24 protein-coding genes are annotated in these 24344 nt (G+C 64.6%); 11 read left to right on the top strand and 13 right to left on the bottom strand.

Going from position 1 to position 24344, the window contains the following annotated elements:
• Positions 1 to 87: 87 nt before the first annotated feature.
• Positions 88 to 1131 (top strand): phosphoribosylformylglycinamidine cyclo-ligase, encoded by a 1044-nt coding sequence (gene purM, locus KY496_RS16040; protein ID WP_184236618.1) that lies wholly within the window; start codon positions 88 to 90, stop codon positions 1129 to 1131.
• Positions 1132 to 1190: 59 nt separating this feature from the next.
• Here the strand turns inward: purM and KY496_RS16035 are convergent, their stop codons facing one another.
• The 5 genes from KY496_RS16035 to KY496_RS16015 all read right to left on the bottom strand — a co-directional run bounded on the left by KY496_RS16035 (position 1191) and on the right by KY496_RS16015 (position 8004).
• The gene (locus tag KY496_RS16035) at positions 1191 to 3221 is read right to left on the bottom strand and encodes a S9 family peptidase (protein ID WP_005664952.1); all 2031 of its coding nucleotides are present in this window, start codon (positions 3219 to 3221) and stop codon (positions 1191 to 1193) included.
• Between the two features lie 110 nt (positions 3222 to 3331).
• Complete coding sequence (locus tag KY496_RS16030) at positions 3332 to 5392, bottom strand: sodium:solute symporter family protein (protein ID WP_219861502.1); 2061 nt, start codon at positions 5390 to 5392, stop codon at positions 3332 to 3334.
• Complete coding sequence (locus KY496_RS16025; protein WP_071361243.1) at positions 5389 to 5712, bottom strand: DUF4212 domain-containing protein; 324 nt, start codon at positions 5710 to 5712, stop codon at positions 5389 to 5391. Before KY496_RS16025 ends, KY496_RS16030 begins: the two co-directional genes overlap by 4 nt.
• Positions 5690 to 7273, bottom strand: a complete 1584-nt coding sequence (locus KY496_RS16020) for a sensor histidine kinase (protein ID WP_083415269.1) — start codon at positions 7271 to 7273, stop codon at positions 5690 to 5692. The genes KY496_RS16025 and KY496_RS16020 overlap by 23 nt, the downstream gene beginning before the upstream one ends.
• Positions 7270 to 8004, bottom strand: a complete 735-nt coding sequence (locus tag KY496_RS16015) for a response regulator transcription factor (RefSeq protein WP_005664960.1) — start codon at positions 8002 to 8004, stop codon at positions 7270 to 7272. The genes KY496_RS16020 and KY496_RS16015 overlap by 4 nt, the downstream gene beginning before the upstream one ends.
• Before the next feature lie 202 nt (positions 8005 to 8206).
• On the opposite strand from KY496_RS16015, the gene recA reads away from it, so the two are divergent.
• From recA to KY496_RS27300, 6 genes are all read left to right on the top strand, one after another.
• Positions 8207 to 9283, top strand: a complete 1077-nt coding sequence (recA, locus tag KY496_RS16010; protein ID WP_005664962.1) for a recombinase RecA — start codon at positions 8207 to 8209, stop codon at positions 9281 to 9283.
• Between the two features lie 72 nt (positions 9284 to 9355).
• Positions 9356 to 9817, top strand: coding sequence for a recombination regulator RecX (gene recX, locus KY496_RS16005; RefSeq protein ID WP_005664963.1), 462 nt, complete (start codon positions 9356 to 9358; stop codon positions 9815 to 9817).
• Positions 9818 to 10358: 541 nt separating this feature from the next.
• The gene (locus KY496_RS16000) at positions 10359 to 10922 is read left to right on the top strand and encodes a DUF2889 domain-containing protein (RefSeq protein ID WP_005664964.1); all 564 of its coding nucleotides are present in this window, start codon (positions 10359 to 10361) and stop codon (positions 10920 to 10922) included.
• Between the two features lie 68 nt (positions 10923 to 10990).
• The gene (gene sucC, locus KY496_RS15995; protein ID WP_219861500.1) at positions 10991 to 12160 is read left to right on the top strand and encodes an ADP-forming succinate--CoA ligase subunit beta; all 1170 of its coding nucleotides are present in this window, start codon (positions 10991 to 10993) and stop codon (positions 12158 to 12160) included.
• Between the two features lie 18 nt (positions 12161 to 12178).
• Entirely contained in the window at positions 12179 to 13060 is an 882-nt protein-coding gene (gene sucD, locus KY496_RS15990) for a succinate--CoA ligase subunit alpha (RefSeq protein WP_005664967.1), read from the top strand.
• A gap of 292 nt (positions 13061 to 13352) precedes the next feature.
• On the top strand, positions 13353 to 13844 hold the full coding sequence (locus KY496_RS27300; RefSeq protein WP_219861498.1) for a prepilin-type N-terminal cleavage/methylation domain-containing protein: 492 nt from the start codon (positions 13353 to 13355) through the stop codon (positions 13842 to 13844).
• A 70-nt stretch (positions 13845 to 13914) separates the two neighbouring features.
• Here KY496_RS27300 and KY496_RS15980 read toward each other — a convergent pair whose 3' ends face one another.
• A complete protein-coding gene (locus KY496_RS15980) occupies positions 13915 to 15984 on the bottom strand; it encodes a S9 family peptidase (RefSeq protein ID WP_219861496.1) in 2070 nt (689 codons plus the stop codon).
• A gap of 224 nt (positions 15985 to 16208) precedes the next feature.
• Here KY496_RS15980 and KY496_RS15975 point away from each other — a divergent pair, with 224 nt between their 5' ends.
• Positions 16209 to 17141, top strand: a complete 933-nt coding sequence (locus KY496_RS15975) for a MerR family transcriptional regulator (RefSeq protein WP_157225439.1) — start codon at positions 16209 to 16211, stop codon at positions 17139 to 17141.
• Here KY496_RS15975 and KY496_RS15970 read toward each other — a convergent pair.
• The 4 genes from KY496_RS15970 to moaC form a co-directional block, all read right to left on the bottom strand.
• Positions 17138 to 17848, bottom strand: a complete 711-nt coding sequence (locus tag KY496_RS15970; RefSeq protein WP_184236636.1) for a flagellar brake protein — start codon at positions 17846 to 17848, stop codon at positions 17138 to 17140. The two genes, KY496_RS15975 and KY496_RS15970, sit on opposite strands and share 4 nt — an antisense overlap.
• A gap of 182 nt (positions 17849 to 18030) precedes the next feature.
• Positions 18031 to 18426, bottom strand: a complete 396-nt coding sequence (locus tag KY496_RS15965; protein ID WP_005664977.1) for a VOC family protein — start codon at positions 18424 to 18426, stop codon at positions 18031 to 18033.
• Positions 18427 to 18459: 33 nt separating this feature from the next.
• On the bottom strand, positions 18460 to 18795 hold the full coding sequence (locus KY496_RS15960; RefSeq protein WP_005664979.1) for a hypothetical protein: 336 nt from the start codon (positions 18793 to 18795) through the stop codon (positions 18460 to 18462).
• A 117-nt stretch (positions 18796 to 18912) separates the two neighbouring features.
• Positions 18913 to 19419 (bottom strand): cyclic pyranopterin monophosphate synthase MoaC, encoded by a 507-nt coding sequence (moaC, locus tag KY496_RS15955; protein ID WP_005664981.1) that lies wholly within the window; start codon positions 19417 to 19419, stop codon positions 18913 to 18915.
• Positions 19420 to 19520: 101 nt separating this feature from the next.
• Between moaC and KY496_RS15950 the strand changes: the two genes are divergently transcribed.
• The gene (locus KY496_RS15950; RefSeq protein ID WP_219865125.1) at positions 19521 to 21092 is read left to right on the top strand and encodes a M48 family metalloprotease; all 1572 of its coding nucleotides are present in this window, start codon (positions 19521 to 19523) and stop codon (positions 21090 to 21092) included.
• 1 nt (position 21093) lies between these two features.
• On the opposite strand, the gene KY496_RS15945 is transcribed toward KY496_RS15950, so the two are convergent.
• From KY496_RS15945 to KY496_RS15935, 3 genes are all read right to left on the bottom strand, one after another.
• On the bottom strand, positions 21094 to 21681 hold the full coding sequence (locus KY496_RS15945) for a DUF2946 family protein (RefSeq protein WP_184236639.1): 588 nt from the start codon (positions 21679 to 21681) through the stop codon (positions 21094 to 21096).
• Entirely contained in the window at positions 21682 to 22674 is a 993-nt protein-coding gene (locus tag KY496_RS15940; protein WP_219861492.1) for a YheT family hydrolase, read from the bottom strand.
• A gap of 83 nt (positions 22675 to 22757) precedes the next feature.
• Entirely contained in the window at positions 22758 to 22952 is a 195-nt protein-coding gene (locus tag KY496_RS15935; protein WP_005664989.1) for a zinc-finger domain-containing protein, read from the bottom strand.
• Positions 22953 to 23209: 257 nt separating this feature from the next.
• Here KY496_RS15935 and KY496_RS15930 point away from each other — a divergent pair, with 257 nt between their 5' ends.
• Together KY496_RS15930 and KY496_RS15925 are read left to right on the top strand one after the other, a co-directional pair.
• Positions 23210 to 23962 carry an AzlC family ABC transporter permease gene (locus tag KY496_RS15930; protein WP_005664991.1) on the top strand — a complete coding sequence of 251 codons (753 nt, stop codon included), beginning with the start codon at positions 23210 to 23212 and terminating at the stop codon, positions 23960 to 23962.
• Positions 23955 to 24299 carry an AzlD domain-containing protein gene (locus KY496_RS15925; RefSeq protein WP_005664992.1) on the top strand — a complete coding sequence of 115 codons (345 nt, stop codon included), beginning with the start codon at positions 23955 to 23957 and terminating at the stop codon, positions 24297 to 24299. The genes KY496_RS15930 and KY496_RS15925 overlap by 8 nt, the downstream gene beginning before the upstream one ends.
• The last annotated feature ends 45 nt before the right edge of the window (positions 24300 to 24344 follow it).

Here is a 24344-nt window from a genome sequence, read left to right as displayed (position 1 = left end):
GTTATGGGGAGAACCGTTTTGCTAAAATAGTGGATTGACCAGTTTTGCCGGTCGCCTCCTATTTTACCGCCTCCGCTGCCAAATACCATGAGCCAACCATCTAATGTTTCTCTCTCTTACCGCGACGCGGGTGTCGATATCGATGCCGGCGACGCCCTGGTCGAAGCGATCAAGCCGCTCGCCAAGCGCACCATGCGCGAAGGCGTGCTGGGCGGGATCGGCGGCTTCGGCGGTCTGTTTGAGATCAGCAAGAAGTTCAAGGAACCGGTCCTGGTCTCGGGCACCGACGGCGTGGGCACCAAGCTCAAGCTGGCGTTCGAGCTGAACCGCCACGACACCGTCGGCATCGACCTGGTCGCCATGAGCGTCAACGACATCCTGGTGCAGGGCGCCGAGCCGCTGTTCTTCCTCGACTACTTTGCTTGCGGCAAGCTGGACGTGGCAACCGCCACCGCCGTGGTCTCGGGCATCGCCAAGGGCTGCGAAGAGTCGGGCTGTGCCCTGCTGGGCGGCGAAACCGCCGAAATGCCGGGCATGTACCCGGACGGCGAATACGACCTGGCCGGCTTCGCCGTCGGCGCGGTCGAGAAGTCGCAGATCATCGACGGCAGCAAGATCGTGCCGGGCGACGTGGTGCTGGGCCTGGCCTCGTCGGGCATCCACTCCAATGGTTACTCGCTGGTGCGTAAAATCATCAGCGTCGCCAACCCCGACCTCGAGGCCGATTTCCACGGCCGCAAGCTGGCCGACGTGCTGATGGCGCCGACCCGCCTCTACGTCAAGCCGCTGCTGGCCCTGATGGCCTCGATGGAAGTGAAGGGCCTGGTGCACATCACCGGCGGCGGCCTGGTCGAGAACATCCCGCGCGTGCTGCAGGATAACCTGACCGCCGTGCTGGACGCGTCGTCGTGGACCATGCCGCCGCTGTTCAAGTGGCTGCAGCAGCATGGCGGCGTGGCGGATGCCGAGATGCACCGCGTGTTCAACTGCGGCATCGGCATGACCGTGATCGTCTCGAAAGAAAACGCGGATGCGGCGTTTGCCCAGCTGGAAGCGGCTGGCGAGACCGTGTACCGCATCGGCGAGATCCGCGCCCGCGAAGAAGGCCAGGCGCAGACCGTCGTGCTGTAAGCGGCGGATCTTCGCACGCGAGACGGGCGCCCGGGGCGCCCGTTTTCACATCCGGCCGCTCAGCGCGCCGCGCCGCTGCCGATGTGCTTGTCGAGGAAGGTCTCGACCCGGCCCCAGAAGTCGAGGCGGTTCTTTTCCAGCGACCAGCCATGGCCTTCTTCCGGATACTCGATCCACTCGACGTTCTTGTTGGTGCGCATGACGGCGTTGCGGAACGCGGTGCCGTGGTTGATCGGCACGCGCCGGTCGACCCCGCCATAGGCCAGAATCAATGGCTGGGTGATGCGCGCGGCCTGCTGGATGGGCGAGGTGGCCTTGAACTGGGCCGCGTCCTTGACCGGATCGCCGATCTTTTCAGGCATGCTGTGTTCCTTGGTGTCGCGCGAGACGTCGTCGCTCAGGCTCCAGCCATTGTCGAACAGCAGGCCGATATCGGTCACGCCGACGATATTGATCCCGCACTTGTACAGGTCCGGATCGTTGACCAGGCCCATCAGGGTGGCGTAGCCGCCATAGCTGCCGCCGGCGATGCAGATGCGCTTGGGATCGACGATCCCCTTGTCGATCGCCCAGCGCGCGCCGTCGGCGATATCGTTCTGCATCGCCAGGCCCCATTGCTTGTAGCCGGCGCGCTCATGCTGCGAGCCGAAGCCCTGGCTGCCGCGAAATTCCGGTTCCAGCACCGCATAGCCGCGCGAGGCCAGGAATTGCGACACGGGCGACCAGCCCCAGGAGGCGCCGCGGACGTAGGGGCCGCCATGCACCATGACCACCAGGGGCAGGCCGCTGCGTTGCGCGCCCGGCGGCAGCGTCAGCAGCGCCGGGATGTCCATGCCGTCGCGCGCCTTGTAGCGGAAGAATTGCTGGCGTCCCATCTGCGCCGGCTGCAGGCCGGGGCGCGCTTCGCCGATCTTGTTCAGCGCTTTCGTCCGGGTGTCGTACAGGAAGAAGATGGGGGCGACGACGTCGGAATACGCGGTGACCACGGCCAGCGGCGACGTCGCGTGCCCCGGCACCGAGACCAGGTTGACGGTCGTGGGCAGCAGCTTGTCGACGTCCTGCTGGACTTGTTTCATGGCGGGATCGAACCACTCGTTCGACATCGCGTCGGTCCGGAACAGGACCCCGAGCACCTTGTCGCTGTTGACCACGAGGCCGCCGTCGAAATCGTAGCCGGGGGCGGACAGCAGTGGCTGCGGATCGCGCTTGCCGGTGGCAACGTCGAGGGTGTGCAGCGCCTTCAGGCCGGTCTTGCCGCGGGCCACGACGAACAGGTTGCCGGTCGGGCCGAAGCCCAGCGGCTCGATGGTGTCGGCGGTTTCCTGGAAAATCGGGGAGCTGGCCAGCGCGCGCCACTCGCCGGTGGCCGGGTCGAGATACTGGATCGTCCTGGTGAGGTCCTTGTGGGTGATCGCCAGGCGCGGCTCCCCCTTGTGGTCGAGCAGCCAGCCAAAGGTATTGCCCGGGCGCGGCACGGTGCTGTACTGGCCGGTGACGGTATTGACGCGCAGCAGGTCGACGTGACTCATCTCTCCCTTCATGTTGCCGACCGCCGACGCCACATAGGTGTAGTCCGAGCCTTCCCACGGCATATTGCCGGCGATCCGGCTCTGGACCGGCAGCAGCTTGCGCGCCGTGCGCGAACCCTCGTTGGCCGACCTGCCGGTGCGGCTGGCCAGTTCGACGAAGCGTCCGCCGTCGTGGTCCACTGCATACAGGCCGGGCGCGAAACGCTGGTCGCCCGGCCCCACGCCTTTTTCGTGGGTGTCGAAGACCAGGCGCGTGTCGTTGATCCAGTAAAAGCCGTTGACGTCGGCATCGCTGTAGTTGGCGATGATCTTGCCGGCCTTGGTGTCCAGGTCGATCACCATCAGGAAGTCGCGCTGGCCGGGGGCGCTGGCGCGCACGGCCAGGTAGCGTGCCGTGGGCGAGAGCTTGGCGTCGCCGAATGGGGAGTTGCCGAAGAAGGCGGAGAGGGGAGGCGGTGCGGCGGACGTGGTGGCCGGGGCCGGGGCCTGGGCCTGGGCCGCGCCGCACAGCACCAGCGCCGCCAGCGAGGCGGCGCGCAATGCGCGGGTCAATGCAGTCATGGTTTTCCGTCTGAGATCGTTATTGTCGTAGCGGCCGCGGCGAGGCGACCTGCACGAATCACGATATCATCCGGAGCCCGGCCGGAATCTACTCAATTCTCACCTTGAAGTCACTCCGGCGCCCGGATGTAGTCGACCATGCCCTCGCTGCCGCGGCCGGGCGGCGCGGTGAGCAGGCTGACCACCACCACCGTCAGCATCCCGGCCGGCACCCCGAACACGCCGGCCGCCATCGGCAGGATGCCGAACCAGGCATCGCCCAGGTTGCCGCCCAGCGCCGGACTGGCGCGCAGCATGTAGTACAGGCAGACCGCGAACCCGACCAGCATCCCGGCGATCGCCCCCTGGTGATTGGCGCGCTTCCAGAACACGCCCAGCACCAGCACCGGAAAGAGCGTCGAACCAGCAAGTGAGAACGCCGCCGCGACAAGTGACAGGATGTCGGCCGGCTTTTGCGAGGCCACGTAGGCGGCGATGAAGGCCACCCCCAGCAGCAGCAGCTTGGAAATCGTCACCCGCTTCTGGGTCGAGGCGCCCGGGTTGACCATCTTGTAGTAGACGTCGTGCGACAGCGCGTTGGAGATCGCCAGCAACAGGCCGTCGGCGGTCGACAGCGCCGCCGCCAGGCCGCCGGCCGCGACCAGGCCCGCGATCACGTAGGGCAGGCCGCCGATCTCGGGCGTGGCCAGCACCAGCACGTCGGCGTCGATCGCGAATTCGGCCAGCTGCACGATGCCGTCGCCGTTGATGTCGGCCACGCTCACCAGGGGATTGGCCTTGTCCACGTTGGCCCAGTACGAGATCCAGGTGGGCAGCGCCGAGAAGTCGCTGCCGACCAGCGAGGTATAGATGTCGTACTTGGCCAGCACCGCCAGCGCCGGAATCGTCAGGTACACCAGCAGGATGAAGAACAGGGTCCAGAACACCGAAACCCGGGTGTCGTTCACCGACGGCGTGGTGTAGGCCCGCATCAGGATGTGGGGTAGCGCCGCGGTGCCGAACATCAGGCAGAACACCACCGCCAAAAAGTTATTGCGGCGCTCGTCCGATTCTTCCTTCGTGGCGCCGGGGAAGGGCTCGGCGTGCGGCTCGGGCGGCCGGGCGCGCGCCAGGTTGGCGTCGCGCCGCTCGCTCCATTGCGAGCGCGCCTCATCCACCGAGTTGGGATAGGTGGCCAGCGCGCGCTCGGCCTGGCGCACCTCGGTCAGCGAGGCGTTGCGCGCGCGCGCCGCCGCCAGCTGGCGCTGGGCGTCCAGCTTGCCGGTCTCCCACGATTCGGGCAGCGCGTCCAGCCGCGCCGCGTATTCATCGGCCCTGCGGCGGAACTCGGCGCGCACCTGTTCTTCGCGCGGGTCGCGCGCCAGTTCGGCTTCGCGCGCGGTCAGCTTGGGCAGCAGCGAGCCATACGCCACCGCGGGGATCGGATTGTCGGCGTGCTTGGCCGACAGCCACATGGTCGGAATCAGGAAGGCGACCAGCAGGATGATGTACTGCGCCACCTGGGTCCAGGTGATGGCGCGCATCCCGCCCAGGAACGAGCACACCAGGATGCTCGCCAGGCCCAGGAAGATTCCGACCGAGAAGTCGACGCCGGTGAAGCGCGAGGCGATCAGGCCGACCGCGTAGATCTGCGCCACCACGTAGGTGAACGAGACCAGGATGGTGGCGCCGACCGCCAGCGCGCGCACCGGGGCGCCGCGGCCTCCGCCTTTGTCCCCACTTCCACCGCCGTAGCGCGCCGCCAAAAAGTCGGGCACGGTGTACTGCGCGAACTTGCGCAGGTAGGGCGCGATGAGCAGCGCGACCAGCACGAAGCCGCCGGTCCAGCCCATGATGAAGGCCAGGCCGTCGAAGCCCTGCAGATACAGGCCCCCGGCCAGGCTGATGAAGCTGGCCGCCGAGATCCAGTCGGCGGCGGTGGCCATGCCGTTGAACATGGCCGGCACGCGCCGCCCGGCGACGTAGTATTCGGTGACGCTCGAGGTGCGGCAGATCACGCCGATGATCGCGTACAGGGCGATGGTGGCGAACATGAACAGGTGGCCGATCCACAGGCGCGGCATGCCTTCCTGCTCGAGCAGGGCGACGGCGACCAGGAACAGCGCGAAGCAGCCGGTGTACCACAGGTAGTAGCGCGCCAGCTTGCTGAAATAAGGCGGTTTGCCGCTCATCGTGGCGCATCCCCGGCGCCCGCCGCAGTATTGGCCGCAGCGTCGCGGTCGAGCCGGCGCATGCGCCAGGCATAGAAGCCGATGATGGCCAGCGACACCAGCGAGGCGCCTTGCGCCGCCATGTAGAACGACAGCGGCCAGCCGAACACCTCGAAGCGCGCCAGCTCGCGCGCGAAGAACACGGTGCCGAAGCCGGTCGCCAGCCACAGCGCCAGCAGCAGCAGGGTCATCTTGCGGGTGCGCTCCCAGTGCATGGCGTTGGCGCAACGGCGCCGCGCCGCGGCGTCATGGTGGGGGTCAAGGGGCGGCGTCGGGTTCATGGAGCGGAGGAGGGAAGGTCAGGCGGAACAGGCTGCCCGGGAAGCGCGCGGAGTGGCTGCGCGGGTTGTTGAAGATGTCGATCTCGGCGCCGTGCTGCCGCGCGATCTCGCGCACGATCGCCAGGCCCAGGCCGCTGCCCTGGGTATTGCTGCCCAGGATGCGGTAGAAGCGCTCGAACACGCGTTCGCGCTCGCTCGGGGCGATGCCGGGGCCGGTGTCCTCGACCTCGAGCAGGGCCGGTCCGCCGGCGCCGTCGCGCCGCACGCGCACCGTGACGCTGCCGCCGGCCGGCGTGTAGCGCAGCGCATTGTCGATCAGGTTCGACAGCAGTTCGCGCAGCATCAGCGGCTGGCCGGCGATGACGACCGGGCCTTCGTCGGCGGTGGGCGGCTCGAAGCCCAGGTCGATCTCGCCCGCGAACGAGGCCTGCACCCAGTCCTGCACCGTCTCGCGGGCCAGGCGCGGCAGGTCGATCTCGGCGAAGGCCAGGCCGGCCTGCGGCTGGTTTTCGGCGCGCGCCAGCGCCAGCAGCTGGTTCACCAGGCGCGTGGCCGACTCCGAACTCTTGGCCAGCTGTTCCAGCGAGCGGTGGATCTCGGCCGGGTCGAGCTGGCGCAGGGCCAGCTCGGACTGCATGCGCATGCCGGCCAACGGGGTCTTCATCTGGTGCGCGGCGTCGGCGATGAAGCGCTTCTGCATCGCCACCGATTCGCCCAGGCGCTCGAGCATGTCGTTGAAGGAGCCGACCAGCGGCGAGATTTCTTCGGGCACCTGGCGTGGATCGATCGGCGACAGGTCGTCCTGGGGCCGCGCCCGGATGCGCTGCTGCAGCTCGGCCAGCGGGGTCAGGCCGCGCGACAGCGCGAACCAGACCAGCGCCAGGATCACCGGCAGGATGATGAACTGGGGCAGGATCACGCCCTTGATGATCTCGCCGGCCAGGTGCGCGCGCTTGTCGAGCGTCTCGGCCACCTGCACCAGGGCCAGCGGCGGTTCGAGCGGCGGCTGCGGGGAACGCTCGTGCAATGGGTCGAGGTTGATGTAGGTGTAGGCGACCCGGATCGGCGTGCCGTGGATGCTGTCGTTGCGGAACTCGACCGCGCCGCTGCGCGCATGCTCGTCGTCGGCGTTCATCCGCGGCCGCGGCAGGTCGCGGTCGCCGTCCAGCAGCTCGCCGTCGGGCCCGGCCAGCAGGTAATAGACGCTGTCGACGTCGTCGGCGCGCAGGATGTCGCGGCCGGACGGATGCAGCTGGCCGGCGGCCTTGCCGGCCACGCTGCGGATCTGCTGGCCCAGCACCGTGACCCGGTCTTCGAGCGCGTCGTCGAACGGCTGGTTGGCGATCGACTTGGCGACGAGATAGGTGATGGCGATGCTCATCGGCCACAGCAGCAGCAGCGGGGCCAGCATCCAGTCGAGGATCTCGCCGAACAGCGAATGGCGGATGTTCTCGTCCGGCTCGGGATTCGGCGGGACGTAGGTCGGCTCGGCCGGCGCGGCCGGGGCAGAAGCCGACCCGTGCTCGGGCCAGGGCGTCAAGCCGGCGTCGCGTTCGTTCACCTGTCGGCGACGGTTGCCGTTGCGGTTGCAGCGCTGCGCTCGGCGGAGGCGCTGGCGGCGGCCTCGGAGAATTTCTCGAGGCAGTAGCCCAGGCCGCGCACGGTGGCGATGCGCACGCCGCCGACTTCGATCTTCTTGCGCAGGCGGTGCACGTAGACCTCGATCGCGTTGTTCGAAACTTCCTCGCCCCATTCGCACAAGTGGTCAACCAATTGTTCTTTGGATACCAGACGACCGGTGCGCGCCAGCAGCACTTCGAGCAGGCCGAGCTCGCGCGCCGAGAGGTCGAGCATCTGGTCGTTGATGTAGGCGCTGCGGCCGACCTGGTCGTAGACCAGCGGGCCGTGGCGCACCACGGTCGGGCCGCCGCCGGCGCCGCGGCGGGTGAGGGCGCGCACCCGCGCCTCGAGTTCGGACAGGGCGAACGGCTTGGCCATGTAGTCGTCGGCGCCCAGGTCGAGGCCCTCCACGCGCTGCTCGACGGAATCGGCGGCGGTGAGGATCAGGACCGGCAGCAGCGAGGCGCGGGCGCGCAGGCGGCGCAGCACCTCGAGCCCCGACATCTTCGGCAGGCCGAGGTCGAGGATGAGCAGGTCGAACTCCTGGGTGGAAAGGGCGGTGTCGGCATCCTGGCCGTTCTTGACGTAATCGATGGCATAGCCGGACTGGCGCAAGGATCGCGTCAGGCCGTCGGCAAGTACGCTATCATCTTCAGCGAGCAGAATTCGCATAATGGCACCTCGGTTATCGCGTTAGACAAACTCAGACCCGTATTGTGTTTGATTTGTCGCAACAATGCGAGCCTGGCCCCATTTCTTGACAAGATGGCCACGTATTAGTGCTTGCAAAAACCACTGGATTTTTATACAGTAGTGACTCTTGAAGTGCGCGTGCGCGCCCACACCTTGCCTACTCCACGATTGAAAGTACACCATGGACGACAAAAAATCCGCATTGAACGCCTCTGAAAAAGGCAAGGCGCTGGCAGCCGCCCTGGCGCAAATCGAAAAGCAGTTCGGCAAGGGCTCGGTCATGCGCATGGACACCAGCGCACCGGTCGAGGAAGTGCAGACTGTTTCCACCGGCTCGCTGGGCCTCGACATCGCGCTGGGCGTCGGCGGCCTGCCGCGCGGCCGTATCGTCGAGATCTACGGCCCTGAATCGTCGGGTAAAACCACCCTGACCCTGCAGACCATCGCCCAGATGCAAAAACTGGGCGGCACCTGCGCCTTCATCGACGCCGAGCACGCGCTCGACGTGACCTATGCCCAAAAATTGGGCATCAACCTGGGCGACCTGCTGATCTCGCAGCCGGATACCGGCGAACAGGCGCTCGAAATCACCGACGCACTGGTGCGTTCGGGCAGCGTCGACCTGGTGGTCATCGACTCGGTGGCGGCACTGACCCCGCGCGCCGAGATCGAAGGCGACATGGGCGATTCGCTGCCGGGCCTGCAGGCGCGCCTGATGTCGCAAGCACTGCGCAAGCTGACCGGTTCGATCAACCGCACCAACACGCTGGTGATCTTCATTAACCAGATCCGCATGAAGATCGGCGTCATGTTCGGCAGCCCAGAGACGACCACCGGCGGTAACGCACTGAAGTTCTACGCCTCCGTGCGCATGGACATCCGTCGTACCGGTTCGATCAAGTCGGGCGACGAAGTGATCGGTAACGAAACCAAGGTCAAGGTCGTCAAGAACAAGATCGCGCCACCGTTCAAGGAAGCCCACTTCGACATCCTGTACGGAGCAGGCACCTCGCGCGAAGGCGAAATCCTGGACCTGGGCGCCGACAACAAGATCGTCGAGAAATCGGGCTCGTGGTACAGCTATAACGGCGAGCGCATCGGCCAGGGCAAGGACAACGCCCGTCAGTTCCTGGTGGATCGCCCAGCCCTGGCGCGTGAGATCGAAAACAAGGTCCGCGCCGCCCTGGGCGTGCGTGAACTGCCGCCGGTGGCAGCCGGTGGCGACGACAAGCCGAAGCTGCAGGCTGTTGGTGAGTAATCGTCTGGCGAGGGCGGCGCGGCAAGGTAGCGCCGTGGCTGTTCGCGCCATGTTGTCGACGATGGTGTTGCCATGCCAGCACCCGTACTGAGCCTCAAGGCGCGCGCGCTGCGCTATCTGTCGCAGCGCGAGCACAGCCGGTTCGAGTTGCGGCGCAAGCTGGCCAAGTATGCCCAGGAAGACGAAGACGTCGACGCCCTCCTGGATTTCCTTGAAAAGAATAACTGGCTGTCGCAAGAACGTTTTGCCGAGTCCCTGATCAACCGTAAGGCCAGCCGCTACGGCAACAGCCGTGTGGTGGCGGAGCTGCAAAGCCATGGCGTCACCGGCGATGCACTGGTCGAGATCAAGGCTGGGCTGTCCGACAGCGAGACCGCGCGCGCCGTCGAAGTCTGGCAGCGCAAGTTCGGCACCGTCGCCACCGACGCGGCAATGCGGGCCAAGCAGATGCGCTTCCTGTTGCAGCGCGGCTTTTCCCAGCGCGCGGCGCGGGTGGCAATGCAAGGTAGCCCTGCGGACGACGAGTTGTCGTAGGGTGGACGGATTTTCCGTCCACGCGTTCAACTACAATATGCGTCATTACAGCGTGCCTTTGACTAAGATGTACGTCATTACAGCGTGCCTCGAAGGACTTCATGTCCGTGACGCTGATCTGGCGGCCATACCTCTCCAGGCGCCAGCGTGGAGCGCCATCTCCCGATATGCCTAGGGCATATTCCTCAACGGGCGATGGCGCTGCACGCTGGCGCTTTGTTACGCCTGACCGTCCGATCACTGACTGATCCTATCCCAACCACATATCTTTCATTCACGTCGTGAATGGCTTGGCGACTCGCATTAAAGACGGGCGAATAATATAAGCGGCAAACGCGCCGTCATATTCCCCCGAAGTCCCTTCATCTCCTCGTAGTATCCCTTACTAACCTTTCTTTCCCATGCGCCGCTGTGGACGCTGTGCTAAACTTTGCGGGTTTAAGCAGCGCCGCATGAGCGGTTGTTGTCGCAGAAGCTGCGGCAACGTGCACGAAGCACACCGGCTGCATCACTAACCGCCGTCTCGACGGCACTGGTATTTATGCCTTTGTCACCTCCCGTATCGCGCTCGCTCCGGCATACGCGCGCCATCACAGTCGAAGCGTTCGCGCGCGACGATGGCTTGTGGGACCTCGATGCCAGCATCCGCGATGTGAAGACGCGTACTGTCGCGCTTGCTTCCGGCGAACGGCCCGGCGGCACGCCGGTGCACGACCTCAAGCTGCGCGTGACCATTGACCGCGACCTCAACATCGTCGATGCCGAAGCCGCATCCGATGCCGTCCCGTATCCGGGCTATTGCGATACCATCGGCCCTGCCTACAAGAAGTTGATCGGGCTCTCGCTCGTGAACCATTTCCGGTTGCATCTGAAAGACCGCCTATCCGGCGTGCTCGGCTGCACCCATTTGACCGAATTGGCCCAGGTGCTGCCAACCGCAGCCTTGCAAGCCTTTGCTGACGACAATGTCGATGCCCCAGGCGGGCTCGGCGGCTCGTCAACCGACCGTCCATTTGAGCTCGACCGTTGCCACGCCCTGCGCAGCGACGGCCCTGCCGTGGCCAAATACTACCCACGCTGGTCGATCAAGGCCGTCTCGGGTTAGCGTTCGTCGTTTTATTTTTTGTAGTTCAACCGTATTTCTAATTCAGTAATAGAAGAAGGGAAGCCAGCATGAAGATCCATGAGTACCAGGGCAAAGAGATCCTCCGAAAATTCGGGGTGACCGTTCCGCGCGGCATTCCGTGCATGTCGGTGGAAGAGGCTGTCAAGGCAGCTGAAGAACTGGGCGGTCCGGTCTGGGTGGTCAAGGCCCAGATCCACGCTGGTGGCCGTGGCAAGGGCGGTGGCGTCAAGGTCGCCAAGTCGATCGAACAAGTCAAGGAATACGCTGACCAGATCATGGGCATGCAGCTGGTGACCCACCAGACCGGCCCGGAAGGCCAGAAAGTGCGTCGCCTGATGATCGAAGAAGGCGCCGACATCAAGCAGGAACTGTACGTCTCGCTGGTCACCGACCGCGTGACCCAGAAGGTCGTGCTGATGGCGTCGTCGGAAGGCGGCATGGACATCGAAGAAGTCGCGCACAGCAATCCTGAAAAAATCCACAACGTCGTGATCGATCCGGCCGTCGGCCTGACCGACGCCGACGCCGACAGCATCGCCGCCAAGATCGGCGTGCCGGAGGGCTCGATCGCCGACGCACGCGCCAACCTGCAAGGCCTGTACAAAGCCTACTGGGATACCGACGCATCGCTGGCAGAAATCAACCCGCTGATCGTGACCGGCTCGGGCAAGATCATCGCCCTGGACGCGAAATTCAACTTCGACGCCAACGCGCTGTTCCGTCACCCAGAGATCGTCGCCTACCGCGACCTGGACGAAGAAGATCCAGCCGAAGTCGAAGCATCGAAATTCGACCTGGCTTACATCTCGCTGGACGGCAACATCGGCTGCCTGGTGAACGGCGCCGGCCTGGCCATGGCCACCATGGACACCATCAAGCTGTTCGGCGGCGAGCCGGCCAACTTCCTGGACGTGGGCGGTGGCGCCACGGCCGAGAAAGTGACCGAAGCCTTCAAGATCATGCTGAAGAACCCGGAACTGAAGGCCATCCTGGTCAACATCTTCGGCGGCATCATGCGTTGCGACGTCATCGCCGAAGGCGTGATCACCGCATCGAAAGCCGTGTCGCTGCAAGTGCCGCTGGTCGTGCGCATGAAGGGCACCAACGAAGACCTGGGCAAGAAGATGCTGGCTGACTCGGGTCTGCCAATCATCGCCGCAGACACGATGGAAGACGCAGCGAAGTCGGTCGTCGCCGCCGCCGCTGGTAAAGCCTAATTCGCTAAGGAAATAAAAATGTCGATTCTGATCAACAAAGACACCAAAGTCATCACCCAGGGCATCACCGGCAAGACCGGCCAATTCCACACCCGTATGTGCCGCGACTACGCGAACGGCAAGGAAGCCTTCGTCGCAGGCGTGAACCCGAAGAAAGCCGGTGAAGATTTCGAAGGCATTCCAATCTACGCATCGGTCAAGGAAGCCAAGTCGGAAACCGGCGCCACCGTGTCGGTCATCTACGTCCCACCGGCAGGCGCAGCCGCCGCCATCTGGGAAGCCGTTGAAGCCGAGCTGGACCTGGCAATCTGCATCACCGAAGGCATCCCTGTCCGCGACATGATGGAAATCAAGGATCGCATGGCGAAAGCCGGTTCCAAGACCCTGCTGCTGGGCCCGAACTGCCCAGGCCTGATCACCCCTGACGAAATCAAGATCGGCATCATGCCGGGCCACATCCACAAGAAGGGCCGTATCGGCGTCGTGTCGCGTTCGGGCACCCTGACCTATGAAGCAGTCGGCCAGCTGACCGCGCTGGGCCTGGGCCAATCGTCGGCAGTCGGCATCGGCGGTGACCCGATCAACGGCCTGAAGCACATCGACGTGATGCGCATGTTCAACGACGATCCTGACACCGACGCGGTCATCATGATCGGCGAAATCGGCGGTCCTGACGAAGCGAACGCCGCTCACTGGATCAAGGACAACATGAAGAAGCCAGTGGTTGGCTTCATCGCTGGCGTGACCGCGCCTCCGGGCAAGCGCATGGGCCACGCCGGCGCGCTGATCTCGGGCGGCGCCGACACCGCGCAAGCCAAGCTGGAAATCATGGAAGCCTGCGGCATCAAGGTCACCAAGAACCCGTCGGAAATGGCGCGTCTGCTGAAGGCGATGCTGTAATTCTGACGATCTCTTGATCGACAGCTAGGACGGGGAGCTTCGGCTCCCCGTTTCCACTTGAGCTTCCATTTTTCGTCGCCTGACAAAAATTGCCGTGCTTCACTGACAAATTTTGTCACCTGAGCCGCCAAATTTTGTCGTGGCACAGCGTTTTGTTATCTCCTTATTCATAAAATCGACCGTTTCTTGGTACTTCGGAGCTGGCACGCCGCTTGCATATAGGAAAGCGTAGCAGCTGAGCAGTACAAGATTCGTAGTCAACCTTTTTGAAATACCATTCCTGGAGAGAAAAATGAACTTCAAGCAAATGCCAAGCAAAAACGCCCAAGGCGGCTTCACCCTGATCGAACTGATGATCGTCGTTGCGATTATCGGCATTTTGGCAGCTGTTGCAATTCCCCAGTACAGCAATTACACCGTCCGCTCGAAAGTTACTGCAGCGCTTGCGAGTGTTTCGTCGGTTAAGACTGCCGTTGGCGTTTGCATCCAAGAAAACGGCGGCGTGGAAACTAACTGCAACAGCGGCTCGAACAACATTATTGCGGCTGCAGATTTCACCCCAACGAACGAAGTCGCCAGCGTGAACGTTGCTGCTGGTACGATCACTATTGGACTGCAAGATGGCATCGGCTCCGACTTCGGTACTGATCCCGCCATTGTTATGACCCCGGACGTGAGCGACGCGACCGTTATCTGGACCAATTCGGTCACGAACATCACCAACGCGGCTGCACTTGACGTGATTACGAAGAACAATCCGCCGGATACTACTGAAACCGAGTAATAATGGCGGCTAATCAGGGTTCCGCATAGTAAAAAAGCCCGCTTCACAGCGGGCTTTTTACATTCCAGCCTTACTTCGTAGCAGGCTGCGTCTTCAAATACTGATCCAACCACCCCACCACAGTGTGATGCCACTGCACCGAGTTCGCCGGCTTGAGCACCCAGTGATTCTCATCCGGGAACACCAGCAGCTTGCTCTCGACACCCATGCGCTGCAGCGCAGTAAAGGTCCCCAGCGCCTGCGCGGTAGGAATCCGGAAGTCCAGATCCCCCTGAATCACGAGCATCGGCGTCTTCCACTTGTTCACATGATGAACCGGATTGAAGCGCTCATGGTTTTCCGGCACCTTGAAGTAAGGCCCGCCGCTCTCCCAATCGGTAAACCACTGCTCCTCGGTCGAGTACGCCATGCCGCGCGTATCGAACACGCCATCATGGTTGACGATGCACTTGAACTCATCCGACCAGTTACCCGCGATCCAGTTCATCATATAGCCGCCATACGACGCCCCCAGCGCGCAATCGCGTGAACGATCGAGCCACGGGAATTTCTGCACCGCCGCGTCATAGCCCTTCTGCAGGTCGACCAGCGGCTTGCCGCCCCAGTCGTTGCTGATCGAATCGGTGAACTTCTGGCCATAGCCGGTCGAGCCATGGAAGTCGATGAACACGGCCGCATAACCCGCGCCCGCATACACCTGTGGATTCCAGCGATAACTCCAGCTGTTGCCGAAGCTGCCCTGCGGGCCGCCGTGGACGATGAAGGCGACCGGATACTTTTGGCCCGGCTGCGCATTCCACGGCTTCATCACGTAGCCGTACACGGTCTCGCCATTGGCGCCGGCAAACGAGAACTGCTCCGACTCGCCAAAGCGCACGTCCTTCAAGCGTTCCGTGTTCAGATCGGTCAGCTGCTTCGGCTTGCCGCCCAGCTTCATCGAGAACAGCTGCGCGCCCGACTGCAGGTTGGCGTGGGTGTACACCAGCGTGTCGCGCCGCAAGTCATAGGCGCCCACTGCACCCTTGTCGGTCAGCGGCGTCACCTTGCCGCTGGCGACATCGATCGAGAACAGGCGGTGCTGGCCGATGTCTTCGGCATCGACGATCAGCGCCTTGCCGTCCGCACGCCACACCAGGTTGCCGGCCGAGCGGTCCCAGTCGGCCGCCAGCTTGCGCTTCTGGCCGGTGGCCACGTCCATCAGCATGACCTGGTAGCGGTCGGCCTCGAAGCCGGGACGCGCCATCGCGAGATAGGCCAGGGTGCGGCCATCCGGCGAGAAGGTGCCCTTGGTATCCCAGGCCGGATTCTCCTGGGTCAGGTTGCGCGGCGCCGCGCCGCCTGCGGCCGGCACGCTGTACAGGTCGAAGTTGGTCGACCAGGCTTCGGTCTTGCCGGCGATGCGCGCCGAGAAAACGATGGTCTTGCCGTCCGGGCTGAAGCGGTACTCCTCGCGGTCGCCGAATGGCTTCGACGGCACGTCGCCGTCGAGCGAGCCGGACAGGCTGACCGGTTCGCCGCCGACCTTGCCATCGGCACCCAGCGGCGCCGAGAACAGCACCGCGTTGCGGTGGTCGTTCCAGGTGTCCCAGTGACGCACGAACAGGCGGTCATAGACCTTGCCGGTGGTCTTGTCCTTCTCTTTGGCATCCAGGCGCGATTTGGTGCAGGCCAGGTCGGTGCAGTCGCGGAACACGGCCAGGCTGAACGCCAGGCGGTCGCCGCCTGGCGCGAGGCGGAAGTTGTCGACGTCCAGCGGCAGGTTCGTCACCTGCACCGCCTCGCCGCCGGCGACCGACTGGCGCCATACCTGCGACAAACCCGAGCGCGCCGACAGGAAATAGACGGCGTCGCCCGAAGGCGACCATTCCGGGTCGCTGCTGCTGGACGCATGCTGGGTCAGGCGCTGCGGCGCAGGCTTGGCGGCGCGCAGGTCGACCATCCACAGTTGGGTATTGCCGCGGTTTTTTTCCATGTCCGTGCTGCGCACGGTATAGATCACGCGCGTGGCGTCCGGCGACACGGCCGGGCTGCCGACCCGTTCCATATTGACCAGGTCTTCCACGGTAAAGCCGCGCGGCGCGGCCGTTGCGGTGGTGGCGGCCAGCAGGGCCGCCGCCATCGTCAGCAAGCGAAATGTCATTCCATCCTCGTCGATCAGTGCCGCGGCAGGGTGCCGCATGCAAGCTGGCAATTTACCACGTTGCATTACAGGCATGTGAAGCGCTACTGGAAAGCCGGCCCAGACACTGTTGAGTACTGGAAATGCATTTTTTTCGATTCTATGACACCATGCGGTTTCAAAAATATGGTTCAACTTCGGGACGTGTAATGACGGATTTTCTTAAAACGGGACAAGAAAGGATCATGTACCGCACCGGCGCCGCCGCCCGGCTGGCTGGTCTGCCGGTGGAAACCCTGCGCGTATGGGAGCGCCGCTACAGCCTGTCGGATGCCCAGCGCTCCGAGCGCGGCCAGCGCCTGTACTCGGCCGAACAGGTGACGCGCCTTGGCCTGCTCAAGCAGCTGGTCGACCAGGGGCATTCGATCGGCGTGCTCGCCGGCCTCAACCGCGACCAGCTGCAATCGATGCTGGGCCTGGACGGCCAGGCCAGGGCCGTGGCGGCGGCCCCGGTGCGGGTGCTGCTGGTCGGCGCCATGCTGGCGCGGCGCGTGGCCGCCATGGGGCAGGGCGCCCTGGGGCTGGACGTGCGCGGCCATTGCGCCGACCTCGCGCAGGCGGCGGACATGTTGCAGGATGATGCAGGCGCCGACGTGCTGGTGATCGAACAATCCGAACTCGACGAACGGGCGCTGCCGGCCATCGCCGCCGCGCGCGATGCGGCCGGCGTCGGGGCGGTCGTCGTGCTGTACCGCTTCTGCTCGAGCGCCACCATTCGCGCCTTGCGCGCGCAAGGTTGCCTGGTGGCGCGCATTCCGGCCGACCTGAATGAACTGGCGCTGCTGTGCCAGTCGGCCCTGACCGGTCATCGCCCGCCGCTGCAGGAGCCGCTGACGGCGGCCGTGGCGCCGCCGCGCTTCGCCGACGAAGACCTGGCCAATATCACGGCGGCCGGCAATCGCCTGACCTGCGAGTGTCCGCGCCACCTGTCGGACCTGCTGTTGATGGTGGGAAGCTTCGAGCGCTACAGCCAGCAGTGCGCCTCGCGCAACCCGCAAGACGCGGCGCTGCACGCCGAGCTGGCGCTGGCATCGGGCCGCGCGCGGGTGGTGCTGGAGGCGGCGATGGAAAGGCTGGCGATCGAGGAAGGATTGCCGTTGCCGAAAGGCTGGGCCTAGACGATCTTGCCGCGGTCGGCCAGCAGCGCCTCGTAAGTCATGTTCTGCAGCAGCGTGTAGTGGACCGGATCGAGATCGATGAACTGCACGCCATAGCTGTACATCTCGGCCTGGCCGTCCGCCGGCTTGCCGACCGCCAGGTTCCGGATGCTGGCCCGGGTGCGCACCTGGGTTTCCCGGTTGTCGGGCGGGACCATCAGCGCGAACCGCAGATCCACGATGTCTTCATCGGGCGGCAAGGGCTGCGACGAATCGATGCGGGCGCCCGTCACCGACACGTTCGCCAGCTGGCAATCCATCGGCGCCGCGACCTTCATGCCGGCCACCCGCACCGGCAGGTCAGCGCGCACCCGCATCGCGCCGCGCAGGCTGGTGCCCTGGATCGAGGTCGGGAATGAAAGATGGACGTAGAATAGGGGACGGCTGAAAACGCGCTCGACCGTGGAGGCGAACGAACACACTTTCACGCCCGAAAACACCCGGATCGTCACGCGCTCGCCTTCGGTCAGTCCGATCGGCACCCCGTCCTCGAAGGGGATCTTGAGGATCAGGTACTCGTCCCTGACGTAGCCGATGAGGCTGGAAAAATGCGCGACCGGCTTGAGCCGCCGGTGCGTGATGAGCTGCAGGCGGACGCCGACCTGCATGTTCAGCGTTTCGAATTCGTATTCCTGGGGCTTCAGCTCATGGGCTTGGGCGCTGTTCATATCGGTAAAACAAGCGGGCGGCCATTGCCGCAGAGAAAAGCCGGCATGATAGCAGCAGCTTTACCTCTGGAATGTATCTTAATGTCACTGCTTGCTTCCGACAGCTGGTAGCAATAAGTCAATGGCGGCCGTATTCGCCTGCCGGCTCCGATGACCAGAGAAGAAAAACGAGCCCCCTCGAGTCAGGTCAGGTTGAGCTGCCATGAAACGCCAAAGCGGTCGCTCAGCCAGCCGAACTTGCGGCTGAACCCATAATTATCCGGCGGCATCAGCAGCTTGCCGCCGTCCGCTAGCCGGGCGAAGGCGGTGTCGAACTCGGCCTCGTCCTGGCACTCCACGAACAGCGACATGGATGGTGTGAAGGTAAACGCGTGCTTGGCCGGACTGTCGATGCAGATCACGGGCTGGCCGGCGAGGGAGAAATCGGCCCGCTTGACGGTCCCTTCGGGGCCCATTTCGCCGCTCTTGTAGTGCTCGATCTGCTTGACTTCGGAGCGGGCGAACAGCGAGACATAGAAACGCATCGCTTCCTCGGCCGAACCTTCGAACATCAGGAATGGAGTGATGCTGCTTGCCATCGTCGACTCCTATCGAGTGATGGAGCGCGGTGCTCAGCGCGCGGGTTTCCAGCCGGACGCCATGGCGTCGGCAAAGCTCTGCCCCATGATCTCGACCGCCTTCTGGTTGGCGCTGATGAGCCGGCCGAATGACTGCTGCTGGACCGACACGGCATTCCTGGTCAAGGCTTCGGCGCACGACTGCGAAGCGGCGATGAAGGCCTTCATCGTCTCTTCCATGATGATCTTGGACGAGCTGATCCAGAGCTGCTCCAGGCTGGCGCGGGTCGAATCCGCGTAGACATTAGCGATCTTCAGGAATGCATCTTGATAGGGCAGGGCGTTCAGCTGGGCGGTCGCTGCGGTGAACTGCGGGTATGCGGTCGTCATGACACATCCTCTCGGGCAGATAGCAGGTTGGAGTGGGGAAAGACGCTTTGGGCGTCGCCCATCAGTATAGGCCGAGTATGGACGTTGTCTACAGCATTGGGCAAGTTGTCGAACCGGTCAGGCGTCGATATCGGCGGTCCAGTCCCCGCTCTTGCCCCCGTGCTTCTCCATCACCCGCACATTGGTCATCACCATCCCCCGATCGACCGCCTTGCACATGTCGTACACGGTCAGCAGGCCCACCTGCACCGCAGTGAGTGCTTCCATCTCGACCCCGGTCTTGCCGATGGTTTCCACCTGCGCCCGGCAATGCACGCTGTTGGCCGCCTCGTCGATCTCGAAATCCACCGTCACGCGCGTGATCGGCAGCGGATGGCACAGCGGCACCAGGTCGCTGGTGCGCTTGGACGCCATGATCGCCGCGATGCGGGCGATGCCGATCACGTCGCCCTTCTTGGCGCTGCCCGACGTGATCAGGGCCAGCGTCTCCGGCTTCATACGGATGGTCCCGGCCGCCACCGCGGTGCGGTGCGTGTCCTGTTTCGCGCCGACGTCGACCATATGGGCCTGGCCGGTGGCGTCGAAGTGGGTCAAATGGTCTGCGGTCGGGATCGGATTCGTCATTACTCGGTTAATACGTTCTGGTTACAAAATGGTTCGCTGAGCAGCAAGATGTGCGCGGATGCAGGTATGATAGCACCGTGAAATCCGTCGTCCGTCCAGCAATGACGCGCCGCTGGCGCTCCTCCCTGTCCGTCATGGCCTTGTGCATGGCGACCGCCTTCCCCGTTGCAGCGCAGTCCGACGTGTTCAGGCGGCCCGATTCGACCCGCCTGCCCACGCTCGGCGACACCGCGCGCGGCGACCTGTCGCCCGTCGTCGAGCGCAAGCTGGGCGAGGAATTCATGCGCGACGTCCGGCGCGATCGCGATTACCTCGACGACGAGCCGATCTCCGAATACCTGAACAATTTCGGCAATGGCCTGGTCGCCGCCGTGCCCGGCGCGCGCGGCGAGACCAATGCCGACTTTCACTTCTTCGCCGTGCGCGATCCGGCCCTGAATGCGTTCGCGATGCCGGGCGGCTTCATCGGCGCCCACTCGGGCCTGATCATCGCGGCCCAGACCGAATCGGAACTGGCCGGCGTGATGGCGCACGAGATCGGCCACGTCACCCAGCGCCATATCGCGCGCCGGCTGGGCCAGCAGCGCCAGGACGTCCTGCTGCCGCTGGCGTCGATGATCCTGGCGGCGCTGGCGGCCCGGGCCAGCTCGGATGCGGCCATGGGCGTGCTGATGGGAGGCCAGGGCCTGGCCGTCCAGCGCCAGCTGAACTTCAGCCGCGACGCCGAGCGCGAGGCCGACCGCGTCGGCTTCCAGATCATGGAGGCGGGCGGCTACGATACCACCGGCATCGTCGCTTTCTTCCGGCGCCTGCAGGCCGCCTCCAGGCTGTATGGCGACCTGCCTCCCGGCCTGGCCAGCCTGAGCAGCCACCCGCTGACCCAGGATCGGATCACCGACATGCAGGCGCGCATCCGCGAGATTCCCAAGAAGCAGCGCATCGACAGCCTCGATTTTCATCTGGTGCGCGCGCGCACCCGCGTGCTGCAGGACGGGAGCGAGCAGGGCCGGCGCGACACGCGCACCGCCTTCGAGACCCAGCTCAAGGAGCAGCCCCACCGCCAGTGGCAGGCCGGAGCCCAGTACGGCCTGGCCTATCTGGCGCTCAAGGAGAACGACCTGGCCGGCGCGCAGCGCTGGCTCGACAAGGCGCTCGAGACCATGAAGCCGCGCGAAGGGGTGCTGTCGGTGGCGCCGTCGAATGTGGGCGATGGCGCGACCATGTTCGCCGGGCTGGCGCTGGAGATCAAGATGGCGCCGGGCCAGCCGAGGTCCGTGCTGGAAGAGGCGGTCAAGGACGCCGATGCGGCGCGCCAGCGCTTCCCGCTGTCGCGCTCGCTCGTGCACCAGTACGCGCAGGCCCTGATCGCGACCGAGCGGTTCGACGAGGCGGCGCTGTTCCTGCGCGACCAGGCCCAGCAGTATCGGGAGGAACGCAAGCTGCACGACATGCTGGCCAGGACCTATGCCAAGCAGGGCAAGATCGCGCTGCAGCACATGGCGCTGGCGGAATCGTACGTGCTGGCCGGCGCCGTGCCGGCGGCGATGGCCCAGCTCGAACTGGCGCGCAAGGCCAGCGATGCGTCGTTCTACGACCAGGCGGTCATCGATGCGCGCGTGCGCGAGCTGCAGGAGAAACAGAAGAAAGCGAAGGAAGAGGCCGAAGAGGAGTGATTCAAGGCATCGGCGTCCGGTTGAAGCCGAACCTGGACGCGATGTCGTCGGCCGCCATCCGTTCGACTTCGTGCGGCCTGCCGTTCCACGGCAGCACCAGGCGACCGTCGCCATTTTGCAGCCACGCCATCACCGCCTCGTCCGAGGCCGCGGCGCCGTCGAGCTCGAGCAGGCCCAGCACCTGGGCCACGTCGCGGTCGTCCAGCTGCGCCACCGTCTCGCCCGCCACGAACACCAGCGCGCCGGCATCGCTCAGACAGACCCGCTCGACCTCCGCCAGCGCCTGCCCGGTCTGCAGCACCAGCCCTTGCTGCGGATCGGTGCGCGCGATGAAGGGCGTGGCTTCCAGGTTCACGTACACGCGCTGCGGCCCGTTCTGGAAATACCAGTTGCCGCGCTCGTCGTGCAGGTAGTTGCGGTTGATGAAACCCACCAGCGCCGGATTGTTCAAGCGATCGCCCGCCGCGTTGGCGCGCTGGGCCGCGTCGTCGCGCATGCGCCAGCCGCCGCGCGCGTCGAGCGCGAGCCAACCGTAGCAGTGGGGCACGTTCGGCCACTTGGCCATTGCCTGTTTTACGATATCGTCCATTCAGGCAGCATCGCACGGTTCGGCCGGCGCCAGCGCGCGCGTGCCCTGCGTGCCCTGCGCGGCGTCGAAATGGTGCAGGATACGTTCCGGCAGCCAGTCGATCCGTCCCGGGAACGGGCCGACGGCAAAGCCGACGTGTCCACCCTGCGCCGGATACTCGAGCGTCACCGCGTTCGAGGCCGACGTCGGCAGGTGAATGCCCGGCAAGAAGGGATCGTTGCGGGCATTAAGCACCAGTGTCGGCACCGTGATGTCGTGCAGCACATGGCGGGCGCTGGCGCGGTGCCAGTAGTCGTCGGTGTCGCGGTAGCCGTGCAGCGGCGCCGTGACGACATTGTCGAAGGCGTACAGGTCGCGCGCGGCGAGCAGGGCGGCGCGGTCGAACAGGCCGGGAAATTGCTCCAGCTTGGCCAGGCACTTCGGCTTGAGGGTCTGCAGGAACATCCGGGTGTACAGCATATTGAAGCCGGACGACAGCGCTTCGCCCCCGCGCGCCAGGTCGAGCGGGGCCGACACGGCGCAGGCCGCATCGACGATCCCGGCGCCATGGCCCGATTCGCCCAGCCAGCGCAGCAGCGCATTGCCGCCCAGCGAGACGCCGGCCGCATACAGCGCGCCTTGGTGGGAGGCACGCAGCTTGCGCACGATCCAGTCGACTTCGCTCGCGTCGCCCGAGTGATAGAAGCGCGGCGCCAGGTTGGCTTCGCCGGAGCAGCCGCGAAAATGCGGCACCACGCCCGACCAGCCGCGCGCCGCCAGCGCCGCCATCAGGCCGCGCGCGTAATGGCTGTTCGAACTGCCTTCCAGGCCATGGAACAGCACCACCAGCGGCTGGCCGGGCCGGCCGTCCACGAAGTCGAGGTCGACGAAGTCGCCGTCCGCGCTGTGCCAGCGTTCGCGGCGGTAGGCGACCGGCGGCTTGGCGATGCAGGTCGCCGGATAGATGGTCTGCAGGTGGCCGCCGGGCAGCCACGAAGGAGCGGGGTAGTGCATTAGGAAGAACTTGGGTTCCCGCCTTCGCGGGAAGTCGTTACCTCCAGTGGAGGTAACGACGCGCGTGCCGCATGGAAAGAAAATCAGTGGTGCTTGAGCACGGTGCCCGGCGCCAGACGGTACTGGGTGCCGCAGTAGGGGCACTTGGCCTCGCCGTGGTGGTCGAAGTCGAGGAAGACGCGCGGGTGCGAGGACCACAGCGGCATTGCCGGGTTGGGGCAATAGGCCGGCAGGTCCTTGGCCGTGAGCTCCACCACAGGCATCGTCTTTTGATTCATCTGTTTCTCTCCGTCAGGCAAGTTGGGCAAAGACTGGATTTTAACGGATTCGCTCTATTGTCGAAATGACCGTAAAATAATGCGTTCAGCATAAAGAGCATGATCGACGCCTGTTATATTGAGCGTCCAACCATGCCACATCCATACATGCGTTTCATGCCCGACCGTTTCAAGCCTTCCGCCTTCGCCGACATCCCCGTCCGCCGTTGCAAGAATGCCACAGATATGTCTGTGCTGAACGCGCCGCGGTCTGTTGCATGAGCGCGGCCGACGATCCGGGCCAGCTTCCCGCCTCCATCGGCGACGCGCCGAACCGCGACGCCTGGAACGAAGGTTTCAAGACCGGCCTGCCGACCCTGTTCGGCATCGCCGCCTGGGGCCTGGTAGTCGGCATCGCCATGGTCAAGAGCGGCCTGTCGGTGCCGCAATCGCTGGGCATGACCTTGTTGGTGTTCGCCGGCTCCGCCCAACTGGCCTCGCTGCCGCTGATCGCCGCCCAGGCCCCGATCTGGGTCATTTTCGCCACCGCCCTGGTGGTCAACCTGCGCTTCGTGATCTTTTCGGCGCTGCTGGGGCCGCATTTCGCCCACCTGCCATGGAAGCAACGCTTTTATCTTGGTTATATCTCGGGCGACCTGACCGTCGCGCTCTTCCTGCAGCGCTATCCGACCCTGGCGCCGGTGGCGGGCAAGCTGTCTTACCTGAAGGGGCTGATGTATCCGAACTGGTTCGCCTGGCAGATCGGCTCCATCATCGGCATCTTCCTCGGCAGCGCGGTGCCGGCCGAATGGGGCCTCGGCTTTGCCGGCACCCTGGCCATCCTGTGCATCATGGTGCCGCTGATGATCAATAACGCGGCCCTGTGCGGCGTGCTGGTGGCGGGGGCGATCTCGGTGCTGGCCTACGACTTGCCATACAAGCTGGGGCTGCTGCTGGCGGTACTGGTAGGAATGGTCACCGCGATGGTGATCGAAGAAACGTTTGCGAAAGCGAAGGTGCGCCGTGGCTGACTGGGAAATCTGGGTCGTGATCGGCGTGCTGTGCGTGGCCACCGCCGCCACCCGCAGTTCGTTCTGGATGATCGGCCACCGCGTGACGATCCCGCCGCGGGTACAGGAAATGCTGCGCTACGCCCCGGCCTGCGCGCTGGCGGCCATCATCGGGCCCGACTTCCTGATCGATACGCAAGGCGACGTGCAACTTACGCTGGCGAACCCGAAACTGCTGGCCGGCCTCGCCGCCTTCGTCTTTTATATGTGGCGCCGTAACATGTTGCTAACGATTTTATTCGGCATGCTTGTATTTACACTGTTGCGTGTACTGCACGTTTTCGGCCCCGCCGGCTAGCAGGCCTGCTAATGTACAATGACGTTTTTTCACTATTGCCACGCC

Origin of the sequence: Massilia sp. NP310, from assembly GCF_019443485.1 — a bacterium.
In the GTDB taxonomy this organism is placed as follows: domain Bacteria; phylum Pseudomonadota; class Gammaproteobacteria; order Burkholderiales; family Burkholderiaceae_D; genus Telluria; species Telluria timonae.
Note: the sequence above shows the minus strand (reverse complement) of the source record. Positions and strands in the feature narration are given on the sequence as shown.